The sequence below is a fragment of the Enterovibrio calviensis DSM 14347 genome (assembly GCF_000621165.1).
GTDB classification, from domain to species: domain Bacteria; phylum Pseudomonadota; class Gammaproteobacteria; order Enterobacterales; family Vibrionaceae; genus Enterovibrio; species Enterovibrio calviensis.
Window position 1 is genome coordinate 177,270 of sequence record NZ_JHZA01000008.1, and the last position, 26,017, is coordinate 203,286.

The 26,017-nt window shown below is 47.8% G+C and carries 21 protein-coding genes; 18 read left to right on the forward strand and 3 right to left on the reverse strand.

Annotated elements, in window-relative coordinates; translation table 11 throughout:
• Nucleotides 1-304 precede the first annotated feature (304 nt).
• The 9 genes from rsxA to Q365_RS0107830 all read left to right on the forward strand — a co-directional run bounded on the left by rsxA (nucleotide 305) and on the right by Q365_RS0107830 (nucleotide 10,814).
• A complete protein-coding gene (rsxA, locus tag Q365_RS0107790; RefSeq protein ID WP_028022812.1) occupies nucleotides 305-886 on the forward strand; it encodes an electron transport complex subunit RsxA in 582 nt (193 codons plus the stop codon).
• Nucleotides 886-1,467: an electron transport complex subunit RsxB gene (rsxB, locus tag Q365_RS0107795; protein ID WP_028022813.1), complete on the forward strand. Its 582-nt coding sequence runs from the start codon at nucleotides 886-888 to the stop codon at nucleotides 1,465-1,467. The genes rsxA and rsxB overlap by 1 nt, the downstream gene beginning before the upstream one ends.
• Entirely contained in the window at nucleotides 1,464-4,076 is a 2,613-nt protein-coding gene (gene rsxC, locus Q365_RS0107800) for an electron transport complex subunit RsxC (protein WP_028022814.1), read from the forward strand. Before rsxB ends, rsxC begins: the two co-directional genes overlap by 4 nt.
• Before the next feature lie 2 nt (nucleotides 4,077-4,078).
• Complete coding sequence (gene rsxD / locus Q365_RS0107805) at nucleotides 4,079-5,140, forward strand: electron transport complex subunit RsxD (protein ID WP_028022815.1); 1,062 nt, start codon at nucleotides 4,079-4,081, stop codon at nucleotides 5,138-5,140.
• Nucleotides 5,137-5,769: an electron transport complex subunit RsxG gene (gene rsxG / locus Q365_RS0107810; protein WP_028022816.1), complete on the forward strand. Its 633-nt coding sequence runs from the start codon at nucleotides 5,137-5,139 to the stop codon at nucleotides 5,767-5,769. Before rsxD ends, rsxG begins: the two co-directional genes overlap by 4 nt.
• On the forward strand, nucleotides 5,766-6,458 hold the full coding sequence (locus Q365_RS0107815) for an electron transport complex subunit E (RefSeq protein ID WP_028022817.1): 693 nt from the start codon (nucleotides 5,766-5,768) through the stop codon (nucleotides 6,456-6,458). Before rsxG ends, Q365_RS0107815 begins: the two co-directional genes overlap by 4 nt.
• Before the next feature lie 24 nt (nucleotides 6,459-6,482).
• Nucleotides 6,483-7,124 carry an endonuclease III gene (gene nth / locus Q365_RS0107820; RefSeq protein WP_028022818.1) on the forward strand — a complete coding sequence of 214 codons (642 nt, stop codon included), beginning with the start codon at nucleotides 6,483-6,485 and terminating at the stop codon, nucleotides 7,122-7,124.
• Between the two features lie 85 nt (nucleotides 7,125-7,209).
• Nucleotides 7,210-7,626, forward strand: coding sequence for a lactoylglutathione lyase (gene gloA / locus Q365_RS0107825; protein WP_028022819.1), 417 nt, complete (start codon nucleotides 7,210-7,212; stop codon nucleotides 7,624-7,626).
• Nucleotides 7,627-7,913: 287 nt separating this feature from the next.
• On the forward strand, nucleotides 7,914-10,814 hold the full coding sequence (locus tag Q365_RS0107830; protein ID WP_028022820.1) for an HD domain-containing phosphohydrolase: 2,901 nt from the start codon (nucleotides 7,914-7,916) through the stop codon (nucleotides 10,812-10,814).
• 131 nt (nucleotides 10,815-10,945) lie between these two features.
• Here Q365_RS0107830 and motY read toward each other — a convergent pair whose 3' ends face one another.
• On the reverse strand, nucleotides 10,946-11,773 hold the full coding sequence (gene motY / locus Q365_RS0107835) for a flagellar protein MotY (protein WP_245621524.1): 828 nt from the start codon (nucleotides 11,771-11,773) through the stop codon (nucleotides 10,946-10,948).
• 227 nt (nucleotides 11,774-12,000) lie between these two features.
• Between motY and rnt the strand changes: the two genes are divergently transcribed.
• From rnt to Q365_RS0107860, 5 genes are all read left to right on the forward strand, one after another.
• Nucleotides 12,001-12,684 (forward strand): ribonuclease T, encoded by a 684-nt coding sequence (gene rnt, locus Q365_RS0107840; RefSeq protein ID WP_028022822.1) that lies wholly within the window; start codon nucleotides 12,001-12,003, stop codon nucleotides 12,682-12,684.
• A 277-nt stretch (nucleotides 12,685-12,961) separates the two neighbouring features.
• A complete protein-coding gene (locus Q365_RS0107845) occupies nucleotides 12,962-14,275 on the forward strand; it encodes an outer membrane protein transport protein (protein WP_028022823.1) in 1,314 nt (437 codons plus the stop codon).
• 444 nt (nucleotides 14,276-14,719) lie between these two features.
• Entirely contained in the window at nucleotides 14,720-15,967 is a 1,248-nt protein-coding gene (locus tag Q365_RS0107850; protein WP_028022824.1) for an outer membrane protein transport protein, read from the forward strand.
• Nucleotides 15,968-15,989: 22 nt separating this feature from the next.
• A complete protein-coding gene (locus Q365_RS0107855) occupies nucleotides 15,990-18,401 on the forward strand; it encodes a VolA/Pla-1 family phospholipase (protein WP_035024662.1) in 2,412 nt (803 codons plus the stop codon).
• 227 nt (nucleotides 18,402-18,628) lie between these two features.
• Nucleotides 18,629-19,951: a Na+/H+ antiporter family protein gene (locus tag Q365_RS0107860; protein WP_028022826.1), complete on the forward strand. Its 1,323-nt coding sequence runs from the start codon at nucleotides 18,629-18,631 to the stop codon at nucleotides 19,949-19,951.
• 93 nt (nucleotides 19,952-20,044) lie between these two features.
• Here Q365_RS0107860 and Q365_RS0107865 read toward each other — a convergent pair whose 3' ends face one another.
• Nucleotides 20,045-20,383: a Grx4 family monothiol glutaredoxin gene (locus tag Q365_RS0107865; RefSeq protein WP_028022827.1), complete on the reverse strand. Its 339-nt coding sequence runs from the start codon at nucleotides 20,381-20,383 to the stop codon at nucleotides 20,045-20,047.
• Nucleotides 20,384-20,647: 264 nt separating this feature from the next.
• On the opposite strand from Q365_RS0107865, the gene sodB reads away from it, so the two are divergent.
• Nucleotides 20,648-21,232 (forward strand): superoxide dismutase [Fe], encoded by a 585-nt coding sequence (sodB, locus tag Q365_RS0107870; RefSeq protein ID WP_028022828.1) that lies wholly within the window; start codon nucleotides 20,648-20,650, stop codon nucleotides 21,230-21,232.
• A gap of 165 nt (nucleotides 21,233-21,397) precedes the next feature.
• Here the strand turns inward: sodB and asd are convergent, their stop codons facing one another.
• A complete protein-coding gene (gene asd, locus Q365_RS0107875) occupies nucleotides 21,398-22,516 on the reverse strand; it encodes an aspartate-semialdehyde dehydrogenase (protein WP_028022829.1) in 1,119 nt (372 codons plus the stop codon).
• Between the two features lie 574 nt (nucleotides 22,517-23,090).
• Between asd and nhaC the strand changes: the two genes are divergently transcribed.
• The 3 genes from nhaC (at nucleotide 23,091) to Q365_RS0107895 (ending at nucleotide 25,995) form a co-directional block, all read left to right on the forward strand.
• Nucleotides 23,091-24,539 carry a Na+/H+ antiporter NhaC gene (gene nhaC, locus Q365_RS0107885; protein ID WP_028022830.1) on the forward strand — a complete coding sequence of 483 codons (1,449 nt, stop codon included), beginning with the start codon at nucleotides 23,091-23,093 and terminating at the stop codon, nucleotides 24,537-24,539.
• 269 nt (nucleotides 24,540-24,808) lie between these two features.
• A complete protein-coding gene (locus tag Q365_RS0107890; RefSeq protein ID WP_028022831.1) occupies nucleotides 24,809-25,534 on the forward strand; it encodes a nucleoside recognition domain-containing protein in 726 nt (241 codons plus the stop codon).
• A complete protein-coding gene (locus tag Q365_RS0107895) occupies nucleotides 25,534-25,995 on the forward strand; it encodes a YjiG family protein (protein ID WP_017007679.1) in 462 nt (153 codons plus the stop codon). The genes Q365_RS0107890 and Q365_RS0107895 overlap by 1 nt, the downstream gene beginning before the upstream one ends.
• The last annotated feature ends 22 nt before the right edge of the window (nucleotides 25,996-26,017 follow it).

Here is a 26,017-nt window from a genome sequence, read left to right on the forward strand (position 1 = left end):
CCTTTTTTTCAGTTCCTATGCTGATAGTTCCCCTCAGCAACACCTACCGTCATTTCACTGACAGACAATGAATGAAACCTTGTTGAATGGTTCGGACACTTTTACCTCCAGATACATTGATCCCTTTGAAAATCACTCTACGTAACTGTTACTAATGGTTTGCTCGCATGTAAATCAACATGCATTTTTGCTCAAAGATCGCTCGCTATCGGCATTTTGCCTAAAAACCCTGCCGCCTATCTGTTGTTATAGCGGCGTCAAACGCCGATAATACAAAGATCTTTATAAATTTTCGAAGAATGGCATGACTGAGTATTTGTTGCTTCTTGTCGGCACTGTCCTAGTGAACAACTTTGTGTTGGTTAAGTTTCTTGGCCTATGCCCATTTATGGGTGTCTCCAAGAAACTTGAAACAGCAATTGGGATGGGGTTGGCGACCACCTTTGTATTGACTCTCGCGTCAATAAGCGCCTATTTGGTCGAAACCTATGTGTTAGCACCGTTAGGCCTAGAGTACTTGCGTACCCTTAGTTTTATTCTCGTGATCGCCGTTGTTGTTCAATTCACCGAAATGGTGGTGCACAAAACCAGCCCGACACTTTACCGATTACTCGGTATTTTTCTGCCGCTCATTACGACCAACTGCGCGGTATTAGGCGTCGCACTGCTGAACATCAATGAAAGACACAACTTTATTGAGTCCATTATCTATGGTTTTGGCGCAGCAGCAGGTTTCTCATTGGTACTGATTCTTTTTGCAGCAATGCGTGAACGAATTGCTGCGGCTGATGTACCTCAGCCTTTCCGCGGAGCTTCTATCGCGATGATCACCGCTGGCCTTATGTCGCTGGCATTTATGGGCTTTACTGGGTTGGTGAAACTGTAATGACCGGGATTTTAATTGCGGTATTAGCGATTGCTGTACTTGCCGCTATTTTTGGTATTTTGCTTGGGTTTGCCTCTATTCGCTTCAAAGTCGAAGCTGACCCCATTGTTGAACAAATTGATGCCATTCTGCCTCAAACACAGTGCGGTCAATGTGGCTATCCGGGTTGCCGTCCTTACGCACAAGCCATTGCCAATGGCGATACCATCAATAAATGCCCTCCAGGTGGTCAAGCGACTATTGAAAAGCTCGCTAACCTTATGGGTGTTGAAGCAACAGAAACTGCTCACGAAGAAGAAGCGGTTAAGACCGTGGCTTTCATTTACGAAGATGACTGTATTGGTTGCACAAAATGCATCCAAGCTTGCCCAGTCGACGCCATTATTGGTAGCACAAAAGCCATGCACACTATCATCAAAGACGAGTGCACTGGTTGTGATTTGTGTGTAGCCCCTTGCCCCACTGACTGTATTGAAATGATCCCTGTAAAAACCACACCTGAAACTTGGAAATGGCAGCTGGAACAAATTCCTGTTGTTCAATTGTCTGACACGCCGCCGAAGGGAGCTGAGAAAGCATGAGCGCCCTTATCGAACAAATAAAACAAGGCCAAGTCTGGGATTTTCATGGTGGTATTCATCCACCAGAAAACAAACGTCAGTCAAGTGAACAGGGTATATTGCCCGCAGATATTCCAAATGAAATCGTGTTGCCGCTGAAGCAACACATCGGAACGACAGGACAAGTATTAGTTAGCGTCGGAGACAAAGTACTAAAAGGTCAACCACTGACAAAATCAGATATTTTGCAGTGCTGCCCTGTTCATGCTCCAACATCAGGAGACGTGATTGCCATAGAGCCACGTACCATTGCGCATGCATCAGGTTTATCCGAAACCTGCATTGTTATTCGCCCTGATTTTGAAGATGCGTGGTGTGAGAAAACCTGCCTATCTGATTTCAGCCAAGCCTCGCCAGAAACACTCATTGATCATATTCGAATGATGGGTATTGCAGGTATGGGTGGTGCCGGCTTCCCTTCCGCTCGAAAACTACAAACGGCATTGGCTCGCACAGAAGTGCTGATCATCAATGGCGCTGAGTGTGAACCTTACATCACCGCAGATGATCGCTTGATGCAAGAGCGCGCGGAAGAGATCATTCAAGGTGTTGAAGTCCTGCAGCATATCGTCACGCCTCAAATGACGGTTCTCGCGCTCGAAGACAATAAGCCCGAAGCCATTGCAGCCCTGAAAGCCGCGACGGTAGGTAAATCAAACATTTTGGTACAAGTCGTCCCTACCAAATATCCGTCTGGTGGCGAGAAGCAACTGATCAAACTGATCACAGGGAAAGAGGTTCCAGCGAAATCCATTCCCGCCGCGATTGGCGTAATGATGCAGAACGTCGGAACGGTTTTCGCCATTAAACGCGCAGTGATCGATGGTGAGCCACTCATTGAACGTGTGGTAACCCTCACCGGCACGACACTGGATGAGCAAAGAAACCGCTGGGCGCTACTAGGCACTCCGGTTCGCTTCTTGTTGGACAAACATGGTTATCAACCTGACCCTAAACTCGAACGGCTGATCATTGGCGGCCCAATGATGGGCTATACCGTGCCGCATGCTGATGTGCCAGTCACCAAAGTGACTAACTGCATTTTGGTTCCAGGCCAACGTGAAATATCTCCTTCGCAAGGTGAGATGGCGTGTATTCGCTGCAGTGCGTGCGCGGAAGTTTGCCCTGCATCTTTATTGCCTCAGCAATTGCAGTGGTATGCCAAAGACCAAGATTTCGACAAGTGCCAAGAATACGACCTCTTCGATTGCATCGAATGCGGCGCTTGCGCTTACGTCTGCCCTAGTGAAATTCCGTTGGTACAGTATTACCGACAAGCAAAGGCTGAAATTCGCACGCGTGACGCTGAGAAACTGGCTGCGGAAAGAGCCCGCGAACGTTTTGAAGCGAAAAAGCTTCGCATGGAGCGTGAAAAGCAGCAACGCGAAGAACGCCACAAAAAGGCTGCGGAAAACCGCCGCCAAGCCATGGCGAAATCTGACGACGGCGATGCCATTGCTGCTGCTATTGCCCGCGTAAAGGCGAAATCAGAGCAAGGAAATGCAGCCACTGCCGTTAAACCCGCCGTTGCCGCCGCAATTGCTAAGGCCAAAGCCAAGCAAGCGGAAGCCGCTGCTCAAGGACTGAGTGAACCCGACAACAGTGAAATGAAGCAGTTGCGTGAAGAACGCAAACGTCTCGCACGCGAGCGAAAAGCATCAGAACAATCAGAGACTGAGACCTCATCGCCAGAAACTACTGACGCCGATCCAAAGAAAGCGGCGGCTGCTGCTGCTATTGCTCGCGCCAAAGCACGTAAAGCGACACCGCAATCCGGCGCTGAGACGTCAACAGAAGAAGCATCTGAAGCAGATCCGAAAAAAGCCGCTGTTGCTGCCGCCATTGCCCGAGCCAAAGCACGTAAAGCGACACAACAACCCGACGCTGAGGCCCCAACGGAAGAAGCTTCTGAAGCGGACCCGAAAAAAGCCGCTGTTGCTGCTGCCATTGCCCGAGCCAAAGCACGTAAAGCCGCTCAACAAGCTGAAACCGAAGCGCCAGTGGAAGACGTCGTCGCTGAACAGAGTGCTGCTTCTGAGCCTGAAGCCGCAGACGTTGATCCCAAGAAAGCTGCGGTCGCCGCTGCCATTGCCCGAGCCAAAGCACGTAAAGCCGCTCAACAAGCTGAGACCGATGCGCCAGAAGAAGACGTAGTCGCTGAACAGAGCGCTGCTTCGGAGCCTGAAGTCGCAGACGTTGATCCCAAGAAAGCTGCGGTAGCCGCTGCCATAGCCCGCGCCAAAGCACGTAAAGCCGCACAGCAAGCCGAAACCGATGCGCCAGTGGAAGACGCCAGTGCTGAACAAATCGCTACTCCGGAACCTGAAGTCGCAGACGTTGACCCAAAGAAAGCTGCGGTAGCCGCTGCCATTGCCCGCGCCAAAGCACGTAAAGCTGCACAGCAAGCCGAAACCGATGCGCCAGTGGAAGACGCAAGCGCTGAACAAAGCGCGGCTTCGGAACCTGAAGTCGCAAACGTTGATCCCAAGAAAGCCGCTGTCGCCGCTGCCATTGCTCGTGCCAAAGCACGTAAAGCTGCACAGAATAAAACTAATAATGAGGATGAGTAACCGTGGCCTTTTTTATTGCCAGTAGTCCACACAGCCATAACCGCAAAAGTACCAGCGACATCATGAGGATGGTGTTGCTATGTACCCTACCCGGTATTGCGGCACTCTGTTATTTCTTTGGCTGGGGCGTACTTTTTCAAGTTGCTATTGCGTCAGTAACGGCCATGCTTGCCGAAGCGGCTGTCGTTGCCCTTCGTAAACGTCCCGTAAAACGCTATCTGCAAGATAACTCGGCGCTGTTAACTGGCTTATTAATCGGTATTTCCATTCCGCCATTTGCACCATGGTGGATTGCGGTCATTGGTAGCTTGTTTGCCATTGTGATAGCCAAACACCTATACGGTGGCCTTGGGCAAAACCCATTTAACCCAGCTATGGTTGCCTACGTCGTATTGCTTATCTCTTTCCCTGTGCAAATGACCACATGGTTGCCACCCGTTTCTCTTATCGCACAGCCACTCGGCATTATGGACAGTGCATCAAGCATTTTCACAGGCTTGAGCACCGACGGGTTTAGCGTTAACCAACTGCGCGTTGCCGCCGATGGCATGACCATGGCGACACCACTAGACACGGTAAAAACCGCGTTGTTGGCGGGTAATACCGTATCAGAAGCCGTGCAACTCCCGGTTTTCGACACTTTTGCGGGTATCGGTTGGGGATGGGTCAATGTCGCGTTCTTAGTGGGTGGATTGGCGCTCATCAAACAGCGCATCATTCAATGGCAAATCCCAACCGCCATGATAGGTTCCCTGTTAGTGTTAAGTACCATGGGGTATGCAATCAGTCCCGATGCAGTAGCCTCTCCGGTGCTTCACCTGTTTTCTGGCGCTACTATGCTAGGGGCATTTTTCATTGCCACTGATCCCGTTTCTGCCTCTACCACAACCAAAGGCCGATTGGTGTTCGGTGCCATGATCGGCACACTCGTCTATTTGATCCGAACCTTTGGCGGCTTCCCAGATGGCGTTGCCTTTGCCGTTCTGATCGCCAACATGTGCGTGCCGTTGATCGACTACTACACCAAACCCACCGCTTACGGCTACAAGAAGGAAAGCAAATGATCCGCGCCATGCGAAACAATGGGGCCATACTGGCTCTGGCTGCGCTGCTTTCAACAGGGTTGGTTGCAGTAACCAACACACTGACAAAAGACACCATTGCAGAACAAGAACGCATACAACTGTTGCAGGTTCTCAATCAAGTTATCCCTGCGGATTTGCATGATAATGCGCTGGCGAAACAATGCACCCTAGTGCGCAATGCAAGCTTAGGTACAGACGCCCCTATGCCGGTCTACATCGCGACCAAAGAGGGGAAAACCACCGCCCTGGCAATCGAAGCCATTGCGCCTGATGGATACAATGGCGCCATTAAGGTCTTAGTCGGTATCGATGCTAACAACACAGTACTTGGCGTGCGTGTACTAAAACACGCCGAAACACCGGGACTGGGTGACAAAATTGACCTGAACATTTCAGATTGGATTTTGTCGCTTAGTGACAAAACCGTCGAAAGTGCAGATGATAAACGCTGGGCTGTTTACAAAGACGGTGGACAGTTTGACCAATTTACGGGGGCAACCATCACCCCTAGAGCCGTGGTCAGCGCAGCGAGAAGTGCGGCATGGTACGCCATGCAAAACATTGACACGATCACTCGTCAGCCGCTTAATTGTGGAGATGCATCATGAGCCAAAACAATGAACTAATGAAGAATGGACTGTGGCTGAACAACCCAGCTCTGGTTCAGCTACTTGGCCTGTGCCCTCTTTTGGCCGTATCAGCGACAGTAACAAACGCATTAGGGCTCGGCCTTGCTACCTTGCTCGTATTAGTTGGATCAAACCTGATCGTGTCATTGGTACGCGAATGGGTACCCAAAGAAGTCCGAATTCCAATTTTCGTCATGATTATTGCCTCATTGGTAACTTGTGTTCAGCTACTCATGAACGCTTATGCTTTTGGCTTGTACCAATCTCTGGGGATTTTCATTCCCCTCATCGTGACCAACTGCATCATTATTGGTCGTGCTGAAGCTTTTGCCTCAAAGAACACACCATTGCCTTCTGCGCTAGATGGCTTTTGGATGGGGATGGGCATGACCGCAGCTCTTGTTGTTCTGGGCGCTATCCGTGAGCTAATGGGGAACGGTACGCTATTTGATGGTGCAGATCGCTTACTGGGCGATTGGGCAGCAGGGCTTCGCATTGAAGTGTTTCACTTCGAGAGTCCATTCTTGCTTGCTATGTTGCCACCGGGCGCATTTTTGACGGTTGGATTTATCATTGCAGCCAAAAATGTCATTGATGAACGCCAAGCCAAAAAACAACCAAAAGAGAAAGCGGTCATTGAACGTGCTCGCATCACGTCGGCTGACTAACACCAACTTTTCAATGGATGAAAAATGAATAGCGAAAAACGTATTCAGATTTTGGAGCGATTGCGAGCTGAAAACCCGCATCCAGAAACAGAGCTCAATTGGAACTCGCCATTTGAACTGCTGATCGCGGTACTGCTTTCTGCACAAGCCACGGATGTCAGTGTCAACAAAGCCACGGACAAGCTCTACCCCGCAGCAAATACGCCGCAGACGATATTGGATCTTGGCGTAGACGGCGTGAAGTCTTACATCAAGACCATCGGTTTGTTTAACTCAAAAGCTGAAAACGTCATCAAGACTTGCCGGATTTTGGTTGAGCAGCACGGCGGGGAAATACCTGAAGATCGCGCGGCATTGGAGGCCTTGCCTGGTGTCGGAAGGAAAACAGCCAATGTCGTATTGAACACCGCTTTTGGATGGCCAACCATTGCTGTTGATACGCACATATTCCGCGTATCAAATCGCACCAAATTTGCGATGGGTAAAAATGTCGATGACGTTGAACAAAAGCTACTGAAAGTGGTTCCCAAAGAATTCAAAGTCGACGTTCATCACTGGCTTATTTTGCATGGCCGTTATACCTGTGTCGCTCGCAAGCCTCGCTGCGGTAGTTGTGTCATTGAAGATCTTTGCGAGTTCAAAGATAAAATCTACCCCGACGAGTGACCCGAATTTCCGTACAATTTCATCGATTAAAGCGGCAGCATCACATTGACATTGTCTGCCAGAAACCTCATTTAAGGAGAGCAACATGAGCAACGGTCGTATTCTGCATACCATGATCCGCGTTGGCGACTTGGATCGTTCCATCGGCTTCTATACCGACGTCATGGGCATGCAATTGCTCCGTAAAAATGAAAATGAGCAGTATGAATATACACTCGCATTCGTGGGTTATGGCGACGAATCAACGGGTGCGGTTATCGAGTTGACGTACAACTGGGGCACGACTGAGTACGAGCAAGGTTCAGCATTTGGTCATATTGCCATTGGTGTAGATGATATCTACGCGACCTGTGATGCTCTGCGCGCTGCCGGCGCAAACATCACCCGTGAGCCGGGCCCAGTAAAAGGTGGCTCGACAGAAATCGCGTTTGTGGAAGACCCAGATGGCTATAAAATTGAGCTAATTCAAAACAAAAGTGCATCTGCTGGTCTTGGTGACTAGGTCGAAGGTAAACGTTACCTAAGCAAAACGCCTCCAAACCAATGCCAAGGGCTGAGTTCGACAACGCAACGAATTCAGCCCATTATTTTCTCAGCCCGCTCCAAAAACTTCCTTCCCTTGCTATCTTCACGGTCACATCATAGTGACACCAAAAATATTTGAATTTGACCAAATCAAGTTCATTTCACAATTTCGTGATGGCATTCAAACGATTAAACGAATAAGTCCTGCCCAAAATTTGTTCTGGTATGCTCTATTTACTATCTCATTTTTAAGACAAATTAAGTATGACTCAGCGCCGCTATACGCTTCAGCTGCACATTGCAGGCATCTTCTTCATCATTGTCTCTATTCTTTCTGTGTTTTTGATTGTGATGAGTTATCAAAATTCGAAAGCCCTTAATGAACAACTCGCGTTGGAAAGAACAGAGCAAAGCGCTGAACGTATTAAGCTGGCATTTCAAAAGCTTGTTGCTCCCGTCACGACAGCATTAGACGCCTTGGCGGTTTCTGAATATGGCCAAAAGTTCCACGCATCAAACGACCAAGCTTGGCTTGGTACTGTTGATGCCATCATGCAAAGAAACCCTGATGTTCTCTCTATTTACCTCGGCCACCCAGATGAGAACTCTGCCTTTATCAGATCGACCAGCGCAGAATTTATGCGCAAACAGTTCGACACACCGGCTAATAGCCACATCATGGTGGATATCAACGATGCCAGTGGCACCCAGCTAAGAACCTATTACGACAATCGTCTGAACTTTATTAGTAGAGACGTCAACTCAATTAAATATCGCCCTACTACGCGACCGTGGTTCAACGTCGCCCCCAAAGACGGCAGCATCCATATCACTGACCCATATTTCTATTTCTTTATTCAACGAATGGGCATTACGCTATCTCGACAGCTCCCCGATAACTCCGGTGTTATCGCGGCAGATATTACGCTCGCTTCTTTGTCCAATTTCCTCACCGAACTCTCAGATTCAGACGACACGCAACTTCTCCTACTGGACGATAATAGAAACATCATTGCCCACAATGGTTTCTTATCTAACGCGACTGGGGATTCACAAGATGAGCTATCTACTGCACTCACGCTGTCGCCTCTCAACCAACTTTATGTGGCACCTGAACTCAATGAATTGAACACCAATGCCGAGTTAATGGATCAAACATGGATGCTTAACCTTGTTCGTATTCCGTTTACGGAAGAAAGAGGGTTATGGCTAGCAAAAGCAATTCCAGAGCAACAGCTCATTGGCAGCGCATTGGAAGCAAAAAATAATCAAATCGTTATCAGTGCGTTGGTGCTATTGCTCGGCACGCTGATGGTACTAGGCGCTTCAGCGCGAATCGCAAAACCACTGAAAGCCATCGGTAAAGAAACGCAGAAAATCAAAAACCTAGATTTTGCCAACATCACGCTTCCAACCTCACCCATTGCAGAAGTCACCGCCTTGTCTGAGTCCATTGACGCCATGGCGGATACGATTAGCGGTTTTCTCGACACACTGCACCGTGTATCCAATAGTTCCAACTTTGATGAACTGCTTAAAGATATTGTCTCCCACTGCCACCAAGCTTCAGGGGCCGATTACGTATTAATGTGGACAACCTCGTCGGAGGATAACGATTCACGTTTATCACTCACGGCCAGTTACCCTGAGCAGGCAAACAAAACATCCATCAACTTCTCCAAGCTACTCGCTGAATCACCACAAATGCTGAACGCGCTCTCTACACAGAAGTTCTTCAGCTTTAATCCTTCATCAACCGATGTTCAGCGCAATTTGCTTCCTGCTGATCTAAAACGTGCTTGGGTACTGCCTCTTACTAACCGCGATAACAAAAACGTGGGGTATGTACTCCTTGGCTTCAATCAACACATCCCCGATCATCAAGAAGAGAAAATTCATTTTATTACCCAATTCTTAGGGTTTGCTTCCCTCATCAAAGAAAACTGGGATCAGGTAGCGGCACAGAAACACCTGTTTAAATCGTTTGTTGAGCTGATGGCATCCGCCATCGATACAAAATCGCCATATACAGGCGGACATTGCCAACGTGTTCCGGAACTCACCTTCATGCTCGCTGATGCAGTGAGCAAAGATACTCAGCATTTCCCTGATTTCTCTCTCAATGAACACAACCAAGAAGCACTGTATTTCGCCGCTTGGCTTCATGATTGCGGCAAAGTGACGACACCTGAGTATGTGGTCGACAAAGCAACGAAACTCGAAACCATCTACAATCGCATTCACGAAGTACGAACGCGCTTCGAGGTACTCAAACGCGATGCGGAAATCAGCTATTGGAAGCAGCGTGTTGATGGAAAAGAAGTAGCAGCTTTGGATGCGTGGTTAAGCAATGAGAAAAAGACGCTTGATGACGACTTTGCCTTTATCGCCAAATGTAATCTTGGTGGTGAATTCATGGATACTAAGAACATTACACGTCTTGAAGAGATAGCTTCTCGCACCTGGTATCGCACCATTGATGACGTACAAGGTTTGTCTTGGGAAGAAGAGAACCGCCGCAAACAACGCGGTGATATCGCACTTCCATCGAAAGAAAGCGTGCTTTCCGATTCTGTCGATCATGAAATTCCGTGGTTGCCTCAACAACTCGAGACTTTCAAAGATTGGGAGTTTAAGCTTGCGGTTCCGAAGCTTCAGTACAATCGCGGTGAGTTGTACAACCTTTCCATTCAACGCGGTACGCTCAATGACGAAGAGCGATTCATCATCAACGACCATATTATACAAACCATCAAAATGTTGCGGAAATTGCCATATCCTGAGCATTTGACTCGCGTGCCTGAGATTGCAGGGGGTCACCATGAGAAGCTCGATGGGAAAGGCTACCCCTATGGCTTAGATGACACCAACCTTTCTGTTGATGCGCGTATCATGGCTATCGCCGACATCTTTGAAGCACTCACCGCCAGTGACCGTCCATACAAAAAAGCCAAAACACTGAGTGAAGCCCTCAAAATTCTGGCCTTTATGGCGAAAGACAAGCATGTCGATGCCAAGCTTTTCCGCCTCTTCATCGAGCAGAAAATCTACCTTCAATATGCTGAATCGTTCTTGCCCGCGTCTCAGACAGATACGGTTGACGAGCAGGCGCTTCTTGCAATCATTGCCCCCAAAGAAGCCGCTAAGCCCGCCGAGGTTTCTTAATACCTTCGGTTGCCTAAACGACTAGAACAGTTTTGGTTCAATAAACAAAAAGCCCCGACGTGATTACGCGGGGCTTCTTTACATTCAGAGGGATAACTCTCGCTGAATCCAGCGTCTACAGATTGTATCAACTAGATAATGGTTCGCCCGAGAGAAATAACCACACGTCGGTTTTTGTTTCTGCCGATAGGGCTATCGTTATCAGCAATTGGTCGACGTTCACCAAACGCCTCTACTTGAATTCGATCTTTCGGAAGACCTAAGGACATAAAGTACTCTTCAAGATTCTTCGCGCGAATCTCTGACATTCGCTGATTTGCCGCTTTCGCGCCGCGGCCATCCGTATAGGTCGCCATCAATACCAAATCAATATCAGGACTATAGCGAACAAACTCTGCGATTTGAGCCAACTTCGCCATTGAAGGTTTGTTGAGATCATCGCCGTTGTCATTGTAATGCAGAACGGTAAAAGCAATATCTTCAAACGAATACGGTAACAAGCGAGAGACACAGCTACTAAATTCATTGTATGGCTGTTGGAACGAAACGGCTGATAAGGCGACATCAACACGCTTTCCGCGGCTTTGCCACTCTTGGAAATTGAAGGTAGGGAACCGTCCACCTTCTAATTCGGCCAACATACCCCAAGCCGTTTGACCATCAACATACCCATCAAACTGCTTAAAGAATCTTAATCTATCAATGTATTCCGCTGCCTCACCCGGTCTCCAAACCGCAGGCATAGACACCAGTGATACATTTTCTGTTTTGCCCATGGGCCGGCGCATTTCTAGTTCAAAATCCAAATTGATTTTTTTGCTCGCACGCGAGGTAAACGTCGCCATGCCATAGTTTGGGATCATGTGTTCGATACGACATTCAATGGGTGTATCCACCGTAACTTGCCACAAAGACTCTGTCGGTTTTGCGCCATAGAATTTGCTTGCGTTAGCCGACATCGGCAACACACTTGCAGCAATGAAAAATGTCAGCAGTGGAGAGGAACTCACTCTCTTCATGGCAGGGCAGTTTCCTGTTTCTAATGGTGGATAACGCTATTTACCATATCGGTCAGTGACGTCATATCTTTAGTGTTTATTTTAATGCGGATGAGCCAAAGTAGAAAATGAAAATGCCCCGCGCTTCTGCCATAATGCACGCCTGATTTTTACTAGTTGCACGAGACATGACTCAAGAAACCAACCTTAACACGCTTAGAGCGCGATTCCGCGGATACTTTCCAGTTGTTATCGACGTAGAAACAGCCGGATTTAACTCGAACACCGACGCCTTGCTGGAAATTTGTGCCGTCACTTTAAAAATGGACGACGATGGTTGGTTGTCTCCTGATAAAACGATCCACTTTCATGTCGCCCCTTTTGAAGGCGCAAATCTTGTCAAAGAGGCGCTGGAATTTAACGGTATTCGTGACCCATTTAGCCCACTACGCGGTGCGGTTGACGAAGAACATGCGCTTAAAGAGATCTTCAAACTCATCAGAAAAGAGCAAAAAGCCTCAGGCTGTCAGCGCTCTATCATGGTCGCACATAATGCAACATTCGATCACAGCTTCGTCATGGCTGCAGCGGCACGCACACATCTAAAGCGTAATCCTTTCCACCCATTTGCAACTTTTGATACCGCAGCACTAAGCGGATTGGCGCTGGGTCAAACCGTTCTTGCCAAAGCATGTAAAACGGCGGGCATCGCCTTTGATAACCGAGAAGCGCACTCGGCACTGTACGACACGGAACGTACTGCAGAATTGTTTTGTGAAATCGTGAACCGCTGGAAAAAACTTGGCGGCTGGCCCGTTCTTGAGGTTGAGGCTGATTCCGAGGCCGATTCAGAACACTCCGCAGAAGAATAATTCGAGCTCTACCTTAGACATTAATGACGGTGCTGCTCAAGCGTTCAGGCAGCCCGTCACCTTTTCAACTAAGACCTTCCTATATTAAGTGAAGACAACTCTCACCTTGGCTTAATGCATAAATATCCGGTTTGCTCTCCCTCAAACTATTGATAACAAACCAGCTATATCTCAAGTCTGTGCCTATACTGCTTAAGACCAACCCGCTCATGCACTAAAGTGCATAATTTAGACGAGAAGCGGGAACTTACAAGGCAGTGACAACGAGGCACAATAGATGAAAACAACGACTCAACGTACTCTACTCGCAACCGCCGTCGCCTTAGCCGCTTTTCAAGCGCATGGTGCAGGCTTCCAGATCAGTGAACACTCTGCAAGTGGCTTAGGCCGCGCATTTGCAGGCGAAGCCGCCATTGCAGACAATGCAGCGGTTGCTGTACGCAACCCTGCTGCAATGACCATGTTTGATTCGGCTCAATTGTCAGGGGGTATTTCGTTTATCCAACCTGATGTGGATGGCAAGGTCAACACTGCCTCAGGTATTGATACGGGCAATCCCGCATTTAACGGGATGAGTTCAGATCACAAAGATGTTGCTCCAGATGCACTCGTTCCTTACTTGCACTACATCCGCCCAATTGATGAAAAATTGGCTATTGGCTTTTCTACTTTTTCAAACTTTGGTTTATCAACAGAGTATCCTACTGACTCAGTCGCAGGTTCCATTGCGGGCCAAACAGAACTCACCACTGTAGATTTCAATCTCAATATGGCTTACAAAATTGCGCCACAATGGAGCTTAGGCTTCGGATTGAACGCAGTTTACGCTGAAGCGGAGCTAAATAGACAAGCTGGCGCTGCGCTAACAACACTAGATGATGTAGCTACATATCTAACATCGCCAACTGACAGTGTCGCTCATCTCGAGGGAGATGGTTGGGGTTTTGGTTGGAACGTAGGTGCACTTTGGGAAATTGATGACAACAATCGCTTAGGTCTCGGTTATCGTTCTCAAGTTGATATTACTTTAGAAGGTGATTATAGCGGCATTTCAACGGCCTTAACAAAGCCACAACAAACCGTTGCCGGAGAACTTGAACTCAATCTTCCAGACATTTTGGAAATCTCCGGTTTTCACAAACTAAACCAAAGCTGGGCATTCCACTATAGCGCGATGAGAATCGGCTGGAGTAGTTTCGAAGAACTAAAGGCGACAGGTTCTGATTGTACAAATTGGACGGTTTCTCCCGCTCAACCGGGAGAGTGTTTGCAGAAAGATGAAAAATGGGAAGATAGCTGGCGATATGCAGTTGGTACGACACATTACCTAAACAATGAATGGACTCTTAGAGCGGGCGTTGCCTACGATGAAAGCCCGGTGGAAGAAGAATACCGAACTCTCAGCATTCCAGACACTGACCGCACTTGGTATAGCATTGGAGCCACTTATGCGACTTCTGACATTTTGACTATTGACGCAGGCTTTGCTTACCTTAGCGGTGATAGCGTAACTGGATCTGAAGATGGCTTCACATTCGAAGCTGGCGGTGATGCTTACATCTTCTCTATTGGCGCAAATTATACGTTCTAACCACTTGTTTCATATATAAGAAAAGCCGACGATTACGCGTCGGCTTTTTTGTTATATATCACAAAAGTGAAATGTTGCTTTCGCCCAATGTGACTCCCAAAAGCACACTCTTTTCATCCTTTCAAACACACGTTCATTTATCACCCAAATCATTTCTAATTGTAAACGCCTAATAGCAAAGCGTGCAGAGGTGCGGGTTTTCAATTAGTGCTTTTACTTAAAACACAAGTTTTAAAACACAACCTAATCTTCCTCCTCATTCCCTACCATCATCGAAATTAACAGGTATTTAACATTTTTCAACAACGTGACATATTAATGAATGTAATGATCCGACCAGATTGGATTGAGGCTTGCTTTAAGCTGTAATGTTTTTTCAAACCACTGAAAATAATGGACTTTAGTTTACTAATAACTAAAAGCTCAATTTGGATGAGAGGCTGTATGTCAAAAAAACTATCAAGAAGCGCGATAGCCATCGCTGTCGCATTATGTGCTCCTAGTGCGTGGAGTGCGGGTTTTCAGGTTTCCGAACATTCGGCTAGCGGCTTAGGTCGAGCCTATGCAGGTGAAGCAGCCATGGCTGACAATGCATCCGTCATGGCGCGTAACCCAGCTTCAATGTCATTGCTTACTGAGACACAAATATCTGGTGCTCTTCACATCATCAACCCAGAAATTGATATCACCGACAATGCAAACGGCCAAAAAGCATCTGATGTCGCGCCTATCCAAGTTGTTCCCGCATCATATTATGTAAACCCTCTTGACGATAAGTGGGCGTTTGGTCTTGGCCTTTACACCACTTACGGTGTCGGAACTGATTATCCTGACGCTTTCAACGCAGGTGATTTGGCAGGCGACACTTCTTTGGTTTCCGTCAATTTCAATCCTGCCGCATCTTACAGAATTAATGAAAAATTCAGTATTGGTGCAGGCCTTAACATTGTTTACGCCATGGCTGAGCTAAATCGTCACTACGGCATTTCCTCTGTGGCGGTATCGAACGATTTCAGCGATAAGCTTATCAGCATGGAAGGCGACACTTGGGGATTCGGCTGGAATGCTGGCGCCGTTTATGAACTTAATGAAAATCACCGTTTTGGTTTCGCTTATCGCTCACAAATCGACCTTGAATTTAATGGCGATTTTACTGACTACTCTGGAAACATTATTCCTGGTGGCGGTGAAACTGGCGGTGACCTTGACGTTCCGCTTCCTGCCATCGCCGAGATTTCTGGCTTCCACCAGCTCAATCAAACATGGGCTGTTCATTACAGCGTCATGTGGTCACAGTGGAGCGAATTTACTGAGTTGAAAGCAACAGGTTCAGGTTGTTCAAAAACAAATGGTATTTGTTTCCAAAAAGATGAGAAATATGACGATGCCTTCCGTTATTCGATTGGCACAACATACACTCTCGACAGTCAATGGACCTTGCGCACAGGCTTTGCATTTGACGAACAAGCAGGCAAATCCACGCTAAGTATCCCTGATACTGATCGCTACTGGTTCTCGGGTGGCGCGACCTATCAATATAGCCCTTCAATGTCCTTCGACGCTGGTTTGACCTACATCCGCAGTAGTTCTAGCACCTTCAATGAATCAAGCAGCATTTCAGGCATCGATTACGAGTTCGCAGGTAAAGGCGCAGCCTACCTTGCAGCAGTTCAAGCTAACTACACCTTTTAACATCAGTCGAGGGAGATGAATGATGTATCTAAAATTAAACACAAATAAAACCCGACTCGCCTTGATGTTATCTGCCGCTATTGGGCTAACAGCATGTGGTGGCGACGCCGAATTGAGCGGCAATACCGAATCTGGTGTTTTTGAGGAAGCTTATATTCAAGAAAGCCTCAAAGCGCCAACCAAAATCAGCTTTAACCTTTCGGGTAGCGATGCAGCCATTCCGGGGCCAAGCTTTCTGCTTATGGATACCAACGACGGTACGTTGAACATCCCAACCAGCGATGCCAGTGCGAACAGCGCAAGTCTAAGTTCCGGTAACCGCGCGGCGCTTGCTGCCAATCTGGCAGACCCAGCTGCAGCGATGAATACAATGGATGGGTGGCCAGTTTCTATGCCCATCATCATGGGCTTTGACGGTGCAGGATTGGCTGATGGCACACTGACATCCGGCGTCGTTATTGCTCAGTTAACCGAAGGCTTAACGGGCTCTCCAAGCCTTAAAAAATTACTGGTGAATGGCACGGATTACCAAGTCATTTCTGATGCAGAAGGCGATCGCTTGATTGTTCAATTTGCTGACTCGCTAGCAGAGAAAGGTGAGTACATCATTGCGCTCACGAACGATTTAGCAGACGCCAACGGCGATACGCTCGGCATGTCATCCTCGTATGCAACGCTAGTGACAAACTCGAGCACCATTGTTAGTGACTCCATCGCAACAGCCGCCACGGTCACAAAAGGTATCAATGCTATCTTTGCTCAGCTGGGAACTGCGAATGAGAGCATCATTTACAGTTCTTGGTTTACCACACAGTCTGTCGGCGACACACTATATGCAACCAAAGCAGCGATTGCGACGGGCGCAGGTTTGGGTGACTTTGACGCTATCTGGAAAGACTCTGCTAACCCCAATGATGTCAGCATGACTGGTGCATATTTCATGTCCGTTCCCACGTCGGGTCAGGACTATGCCGCGGCATTACCGGCAGACACCAACTTCGCTTCCTATGTTGAAACAAATAACGGAAGCGACGCGGCAGCTTTGGTTGCAGCTTACTCAGCAGGTACAGTGACCGTTTCAAAAGGTACCGTATCGCTGCCTTACTTTTTGGAAAAAGACGCGTCCACATGGAACACAACACCGTTTGAATCCGGTATGCCAAGCTTGGCAATGGTATCCAATGTACTCAATGGTGATAATGCAGATGACGCTTCTGCAATAGGTCAGCAATTGGTTGCTGCCGGTGTTGATCTCAACACATTGGCGACAGACCCTGCTGAGCAGCTTAAGCTTGTTGGTCTAACATTGACCAAAGCTGACGGCTCACAGCTCGATTCTGAGCGAGTAATTACTCGCTATAACCCTGTGCCGCAAGTGAAGTCTCTGGAAAGTGTGCCGTTTATTCTTTTCACCCCAACAACGCTCGTGGGTTCTCCGGGCACCATGGAACTGGTGATCTACCAACACGGTATTACGTCAGCCAAAGAAAGTGCGTATGCCTTTGCTGCAAATGTTATTAATGGCGCGAAAGCTTTCACCAAAGACATTGCGGTTATTGCTATCGATCAGCCGTTGCACGGCGAGCGAAGCTTAGATGCAACACGCTCAGCCAACGAAGATCCAACTGCGTTCTTGAATTTGACTTACCTACCTGTAGGTCGTGACAACTTAAGACAAAGCATGCTAGACAACATGGGGTTAAGGGCAGCAGCATCAATTACGCAATCTGTTACTGCATTCACCGGCACACCTTTAGCGTCTTTAGCTAACACGGCAGTGACAAACCCATCACTGTTTGGTCACTCACTCGGCGGAATCACTGGGTTTGGTACAGTCGCCATGGCGAACAGTACCATTGACGATGTGGCGGGCGACGCCATATTCAAATTCTCACGTGTTGCCGCGGCCAATACCGGCGGTCAAATCGCCAACTTGTTGTTAGGATCAAACACATTTGGCCCTGATATTATTGCTCAGGTCACGAGTGGTACTACAGACGCAACTAAGGCCGCTTCCCTTGTTAGCCAGTTCGCTTACGCTGCACAAACGGTTATTGATTCCGTCGACTCATTCAACTTGGTTGGTGAAAATGACATCAATGACACTAACGTGTTGGACGGATTGCCTATTTATATGCAACAAGTGAAAAATGACGCAACAGTGCCAAACACGGTGACTGACGCTCCATTTGCGGGTACTGAGCCGTTGGCCGCTAAACTTCAGTTGACCACTGTTGACAGCGCGTCACAAACGACAAGCAATGGGAGAAACTTCACGAAGTTCAGTGATGGTGGCAAACACAGTACTGTGATTTCACCTCAAGAAAGCAATTTCAGCGACCTTGGTCATACGACTGAAATGCAAAGCCAACTGATTCAGTTCCTGACAGGCTCTAGCGATTACGCAGTGAGTGACACCAGCGTTCTGGAATAACCCCTCAAAACTTCCCCCGAAGGCCAGCACTCGCTGGCCTTTTTCTTTATTTTTCCCTTAGCTACAAATTCCTCTCGACAACGCTAAAAAAAAAAGCAAACTGTGATCTTTGCAAGGTGATACTCAAGCTACGTCTTAGCTCATCAGGGATGACGAGGTGGTTTGGGCATACACATTTTGGACAACTTTTTTGCCCGTTTTGGGCACAGAGAAGTAGGGAAAAACTCATGAATCCGGTCGTTATCGCGGTCTGTGTGATGCTAATGCTAGCTCTTCTTAGGGTTAACGTTGTCGTCGCACTCACCTTTAGTGCCATTCTTGGCGGTGTCGTTAGTGGTCTATCGCTAACAGATACCATTTCAGCGTTTGAAGGTGGACTTGGTGGTGGTGCAACCATCGCATTGAGCTACGCGATGTTGGGTACCTTTGCCGTTGCTATTAGTCGTTCTGGTATCACAGACCTTCTAGCACAAGCCGTCATTCGCAAGCTCAATGGCAAAGACAACGAGAACGCAACAAGCGCACTAAAATACATGGTGCTCGTCGCGCTCGCATTGTTAGCTATGTCATCTCAAAATGTCATTCCTGTGCACATTGCGTTCATTCCCATTGTTATTCCTCCGCTGTTGCATGTGTTCGCAAAACTAAATCTAGATCGCCGCCTTGTTGCCTGTGTGCTGACCTTCGGTTTGATCACGCCGTACATGGTGTTACCGATTGGTTTTGGTGGTATTTTCCTAAACAATATTTTGCTGAAAAACTTGCATGACAATGGTCTGGATGTCGTTGCGAGCCAAGTGCCTCACGCCATGTTGTTGCCTGCTGCAGGTATGTTGTTCGGCGTGTTAATCGCGACTTTTATTAGCTATCGCAAACCTCGCCACTACTCAGAAGAAAAGATTCGTGCGGCTGAGCCAGAGAAGACTGAGATCAAACCTCAAAACATCGTTGTGGCTATCGTAGCTATTGCGACAACACTGAGTGTGCAGCTCTATACCGGTTCGATGATCGTAGGTGCACTTGCTGGCTTTATGGTGTTCACCATTGGCGGCGTGATCAAATGGCAAGACACGAACGATGTATTCACCCGTGGCGTTCATATGATGGCCATGATTGGCTTCATCATGATTTCAGCAGCAGGTTTCGCGGCGGTAATGAAGGCAACAGGTGGGGTTGAAACCTTGGTGGCTTCTTTGGCGTCAAGCATTGGTGACAATAAACCCCTCGCGGCGCTATTGATGTTAGTCGTCGGTTTGCTCGTCACCATGGGTATTGGTTCGTCGTTTTCGACCATTCCCATCATTGCCACCATCTATGTACCGCTGGCATTGGCGTTTGGTTTCTCGCCGATGGCAACTATTGCACTGGTTGGCACCGCAGCGGCGCTTGGTGATGCAGGATCACCGGCTTCTGATTCAACACTCGGCCCAACATCAGGTCTGAACGCTGACGGTCAGCATGAGCATATTTGGGATACGGTCGTTCCGACATTTATCCACTACAACCTGCCGTTAATCGCCTTTGGCTGGTTGGCAGCCATGACGCTGTAATACCCAGTATTAAGCGCTAACAGAAAACAAAAAAAAGCCGCTAATGAAAATTAGCGGCTTTCTTGTTTAGCGTGCACAAACTCAGCCAATGGCTTAGTCGTTTGCTTCCGCATCACGGCGTGCAGCAGCCGTTTTGATCATTGGCTGAAGTTCGCCTTTCTGGAACATTTCCAGAATGATGTCACAACCACCAACCAATTCACCGTCAATCCACAATTGTGGGAATGTTGGCCACTGTGCATAGATTGGCAGCTCAGCGCGGATGTCTGGGTTTTGCAGAATATCCACGTACGCAAATTTTTCACCACACGCCATTAGCGCTTGGCTAGCCTGAGAAGAAAAGCCACAGCTAGGTAGCTTTGGCGAGCCTTTCATGTAAAGCAGGATGGTATTTTCTTCAATCTGCTGTTTAATTTTATCAATCGTTTCCATTACTTCCTCGAACACCAAGTGTGATGATTACCTTGATTCTAACTGGGAAAAGGTCGGAAAAAAACGCCTAAAATCTATAGGGTCAATTTAAGTCGCTTTTTTTAAAATTCTTCTTTTAATAAAGTAAAAACTTGCTAAACTGTTTCGCAGTCAGTCTATAAGTAGATACGTCCATCTTCAGGGAGCCTTCCCTAAAGTGTAAGACAAATCTACAGGAAGCAATAATGTCAGGGGGAAACCCCGCCTATCATGGAGAATCGCGTAATGGCATTTCAACTACCAGCTCTTCCTTACGAGAAAAATGCACTTGAACCACATATTTCTCAAGAGACTCTGGAATTCCACCACGGTAAACACCACAACACTTACGTTGTTAAGCTGAATGGCCTAGTTGAAGGTACTGAGCTTGAGAACAAATCCCTAGAAGAGATCATCAAGACTTCTACTGGTGGCGTTTTCAACAATGCTGCGCAAATCTGGAACCACACGTTCTACTGGCACTGCCTGAGCCCAAATGGCGGCGGCGAGCCAACTGGCGATGTGGCTGATGCTATCGCAAAATCTTTCGGTTCTTTCGAAGATTTCAAAGCGAAGTTCACTGATTCAGCAATCAACAACTTCGGTTCTTCTTGGACTTGGTTGGTGAAAAAAGCTGACGGTACTCTAGATATCGTTAACACGTCTAACGCAGCGACACCTTTGACTGAAGAAGGTGTGACTCCTCTGCTGACCGTTGACCTGTGGGAACACGCTTACTACATTGATTTCCGTAACCTACGTCCAGACTACATGAATGCATTCTGGGCACTGGTTAACTGGGAATTCGTTGCTCAAAACCTAGCAGCGTAATTTCAGGTAATCGCCTGTAGACATGAATACCTCGTCTTGGCGGGGTATTTTTTTGTCTTCGATTTGGTTCGAGGGTTTTGTGGGAGAAACTTCTTCAATCACAAAATCACGGGCAAAAAAACCGCTGATAAACAGCGGTTTTTATTATTGGTTTTAGCGAATCGCTTACGCGACTTCAGACAAAATGATACGCAGCGTACGACGTAACGGCTCTGCCGCACCCCACAATAGCTGATCACCCACGGTGAATGCATTGAGGAAGTCATCGCCCATGTTCATTTTACGCAAACGGCCCACAGGGATTGATAACGTGCCTGTGACTTTCGCTGGCGACAATTCTTGAACCGTCAAATCACGCTCGTTCGGGATCACTTTAACCCAATCATTGTGCGATGCGATGATGCTTTCCACTTCATCCATTGGCACGTTCTTCTTGAGTTTCAACGTCAATGCTTGGCTGTGGCAGCGCATTGCGCCGATACGCACACAAGTACCATCAATCGGTACAGGGCTATCTTGAATGCCAAGGATCTTGTTCGTTTCAACCGAACCTTTCCACTCTTCTTTACTTTGACCATTTTCGCGCTTCACGTCGATCCAAGGGATCAATGAACCCGCTAATGGCGCACCAAACTCTGACGTTGGGAAGCTTGAAGAACGCAGCGTTTCCGCCACTTTACGATCAATATCCAAGATGGATGTCGCTGGGTTAGCCAATTCTAGGCCAACAGAATCATTAATCACGCCCATTTGGCTGATCAATTCACGCATGTTTTTCGCACCCGCGCCCGAAGCCGCTTGATACGTTTGCGCCGTCATCCACTCAACCAAACCTTCTTGATACAAGCCACCTACTGCCATCAGCATCAAGCTGACTGTACAGTTGCCGCCCACATAGGTCTTAGTACCTTTGTGAATGCCTTCTTGAATTTGTTTAAAGTTAACCGGATCCAGCGTAATGATGCTGTCTTCTTTCATGCGCAACGTGGACGCTGCGTCAATCCAATAGCCCTTCCAACCAGCGGCGATCAGTTTTGGATAAACCGCTTCGGTGTAGCTACCACCTTGACAGGTGATCACGATATCCAGCTTTTTCAGGCTTTCAATGTCAAAAGCATCTTCTAGCAAGCCAGCATCTTTGCCATAGTTTGGCGCTGGAATGCCAATTTGAGAGGTACTGTAGAAAACGGGTTCGATAACATCAAAATCGCGCTCTTCTACCATGCGCTGCATCAGTACAGATCCGACCATACCGCGCCAGCCGACTAAACCTACTCTTTTCATTCTCACTCACACTCCATGTTGTAATCTTCTGCCTCTATCTTGAAAATTAACGACACAAATAACAAGCAAAAACTGCATCTTTTTGCTTAGTTCAGAGAGGCAAATCAAAGCAAACGTCCCTGAACAGCATGAATTAATTGGTTTTATACAAGATTGGCCGAAGAATGCTTGCTTAGTCGCTGTTTTCATAAGCCTTTCTAACCCAACAACCTCAACGTAAACGCTATTTTAGATGGAATCACTCAATTAATGTCATATGGAAGACCATGATCTAAATAAAGCCAAATTTTGAAGATATTAATCATAGGAATTTACAAATATTCACACATCTATAAAACAGACAATAAACACAACCCACCCACAAAAAACCACATCAAATCCATCATTTTGATACAGAAAACCATGAAAAATAACACCCGAGACTGCAAAGTCACATAATTCGAAATACTTGTTCACCTACTCCGGCCTCTTTCGCTAAAGTATGCCTCGCCGCCAGGAAGGCAGTACTGATAGCCCCAAATAAGGATATTTCAACGGCAGGAGTCTCTTGGCTCCCAAACAATAGGTTTGAAATATGCAAAGACACTCGGCGCGACTTCCTTCGCTATTCCAAGTATTCGCTGCGCTTGGTCTGTTTCTCTTACTCGCATTCTCTTTCACGGCGAAGCTCAATTTACCCATTCAGCTTGCGCTGTATATTGGATGGTTTCTCATCATTGGTCTGGGTATCAAACTAGGCCACCAATACAAAGATCTTGAAAAAGCCGCGACTAACGGCATCGCAAATGGCCTAGGTGCAGTCTTGATCCTTCTGGCCGTCGGTGCGCTTGTCGGCACTTGGATTGCGGGCGGTATCGTTCCAACCATCATTTACTATGGCCTGAAAGCGATTCACCCATCCATATTCCTCGCTGCCACTATGATCATCTGTTCATTAACGGCGCTGGCGACGGGCACATCATGGGGTGCAGCGGGTACGGCTGGCATCGCGATGATGGGTATTGGCCAAGGTCTTGGTGTTCCAGCCCCTGTCACTGCAGGTGCTGTGCTATCGGGCTGTTACTTTGGTGACAAACTGTCTCCGCTGTCTGATTCCGTGATCCTTGCGTCTTCGATGTCTGGTGTAGAAATCGTTGAGCACATCAAAGGCATGCTGCCAATCGCACTAATCAGTTACATCATCACAGGTATTTTGTTCACCGCGCTTGGCCTGCACTACGCTGGCAACGTTGACATGGCGCAAGTGAGCGACGTGATTGCAGCGATGGACAAGCAGTTCGTGATTTCACCCATGTCTTTTATCCCTGTGGGCATTGTGTTGTTGCTTCTGGCACTCCGTCTGCCATCATTCCCCGTGATCTCGCTTGGTTCTGTCTTGGGTATCGTGTGGGCTATCGTGGTTCAAGACATGAACCCGCTGGCTGCAATCAACACCGCATGGGCACCGTTCCAGATTGAATCTGGCGTGAGCTTCATTGATGCCATCCTAAACCGTGGCGGCATGGAATCCATGTTGGGTTCCGTGGCTGTGATTGTGTTCGGTCTGGGCTTTGGTGGCCTGCTAGACAAGGTGGGTGTACTTGAAACCATCGCGAAGATTTTCGAGCGCAAAGTGAATTCTGCGGGCAGCCTTGCTACCTCAACCATTGGTACCGCATTCCTTGGTAACGTGTTTGGTTCGGCCATGTACGTGTCTTTAATTTTGACACCTAAGATTTGTGCGAAAAACTATGACCGCATTGGTTACCACCGTAAGAACCTTTCTCGTAACGCTGAATTCGGCGGCACGCTGACATCAGGTATGGTGCCTTGGAGTGATAACGGTATTTACATGGCGAGCATTTTAGGTGTCGCAACGCTGTCTTATGCCCCGTTCATGTGGCTGAGCTTCGTGTGTATTATTGTCACCATTGTGACCTCTTACCTTGGCTGGTTTGTTGACCCTGTTGAGCCAAATCAACAGCACGACGTGGCATCCGATAGCGCAAGTCTAGACGGCGTTGCAGCACTGCAAAAAGCGTAATATCGACAAGCCATTGATAAAGGCAGCGAAAGCTGCCTTTTTTACATCTCTCGAAAAGTGTTTACATCCTTGTTTTCACTTATAAATCCTGACTATCTGCCTCTCTCACCATAGTCGATCTTGATCACATATTTAGATTGAACCACGAAAATCCCCCTGAATTCAGTAGCACATATTGACCCCAATCAAAGTGCGGAATTCCTCGCAGAAGAGAATGGGGGCAGATTTCATTTTGCATACGCAAACACACTTAGCCCAATGAGGTATCTATGAGCACTCCTAGCGAGCAAACTCGCAAAGTTACTATCGGTAGTTACTTTGCCCTCGCCTTCGCCGTCGTTTTCTTTTCAGGATTACTCCAATCTAACGAATGGTATGGCGTTTTTGACTTCACCACACTGAACGGTTCTTTCGGTAGCGTTGTTTACGGAGTAAACGAAACTGCTGACGGCATCCAAGCGGCAACCACGTCAATGCGTGGCAAAGGCGGTAGCGGCGCACGTGACGGCTTCCTGTTCGCCCTAACACTGATCCCAACCGTGATGTTCGCTCTGGGCATGATCAACGTGCTTGAGCACTACGGTGCACTAGATGCAGCACGTAAACTGCTTACGCCACTGCTTCGTCCACTGATGAACATCCCTGGTAACACAGGTCTTGCTTTGATTGCATCGCTGCAAAGTACCGATGCGGGTGCAGCCATGACCCGTCAGCTAAAAGACGAAGGCCACCTCACCAAACGTGAAGCAGATATCTTCACCATGTTCCAATTCTCTGCAGGTGCAGCGATCGTGAACTTCTTCTCATCAGGCGCGGTGCTGTTCACCCTGACATTGATGGACGGTTCTTTGGCTGTTGCTTCCTCTATCGGTCTCGCGGTTGCCGTGATGTTCGTATTCAAATTCGTCGGTGCAAACCTGTTCCGCGTTTACTTGAACATCACTGAAGGCAAAGAAGACAAATCCGGCAATGCGCTAACCGAGGAGAAAGCATAATGACTGAAGCTAAAAAGCCGATGGTGACGGACATTTTCGTAGAAGGCGCTAAGAAAGGCTGGAACATCGCAACAACGTCAACCGTGCCAAACGTTCTGATGGCATTCGTGATCATCAAAGCACTTCAAATCACTGGCGCACTGGATCTGATGGGCACCTTGTTCTCGCCAGTGATGGCTGTGTTCGGCCTTCCAGGCGAAGCGGCGGCAGTGCTTATCGGCGCATGGATGTCGATGGGCGGTGCAGTGGGCGTTGTTATTAGCCTGTTTGACCAAGGCATTCTTAATGGCGAACACATTGCCATTCTTGCCCCTGCTATCTACCTCATGGGTTCACAAGTTCAATACCTTGGCCGCATCCTTGGCCCAATCGGTACTGAAGGTCGCTACATCCCAGCCATGGTTATCATCTCAGTGATCAATGCCCTTGGCGCAATGTTGGTGATGAACATTCTGGTTTAACGCTTTTCTCTCACGCCGAGCA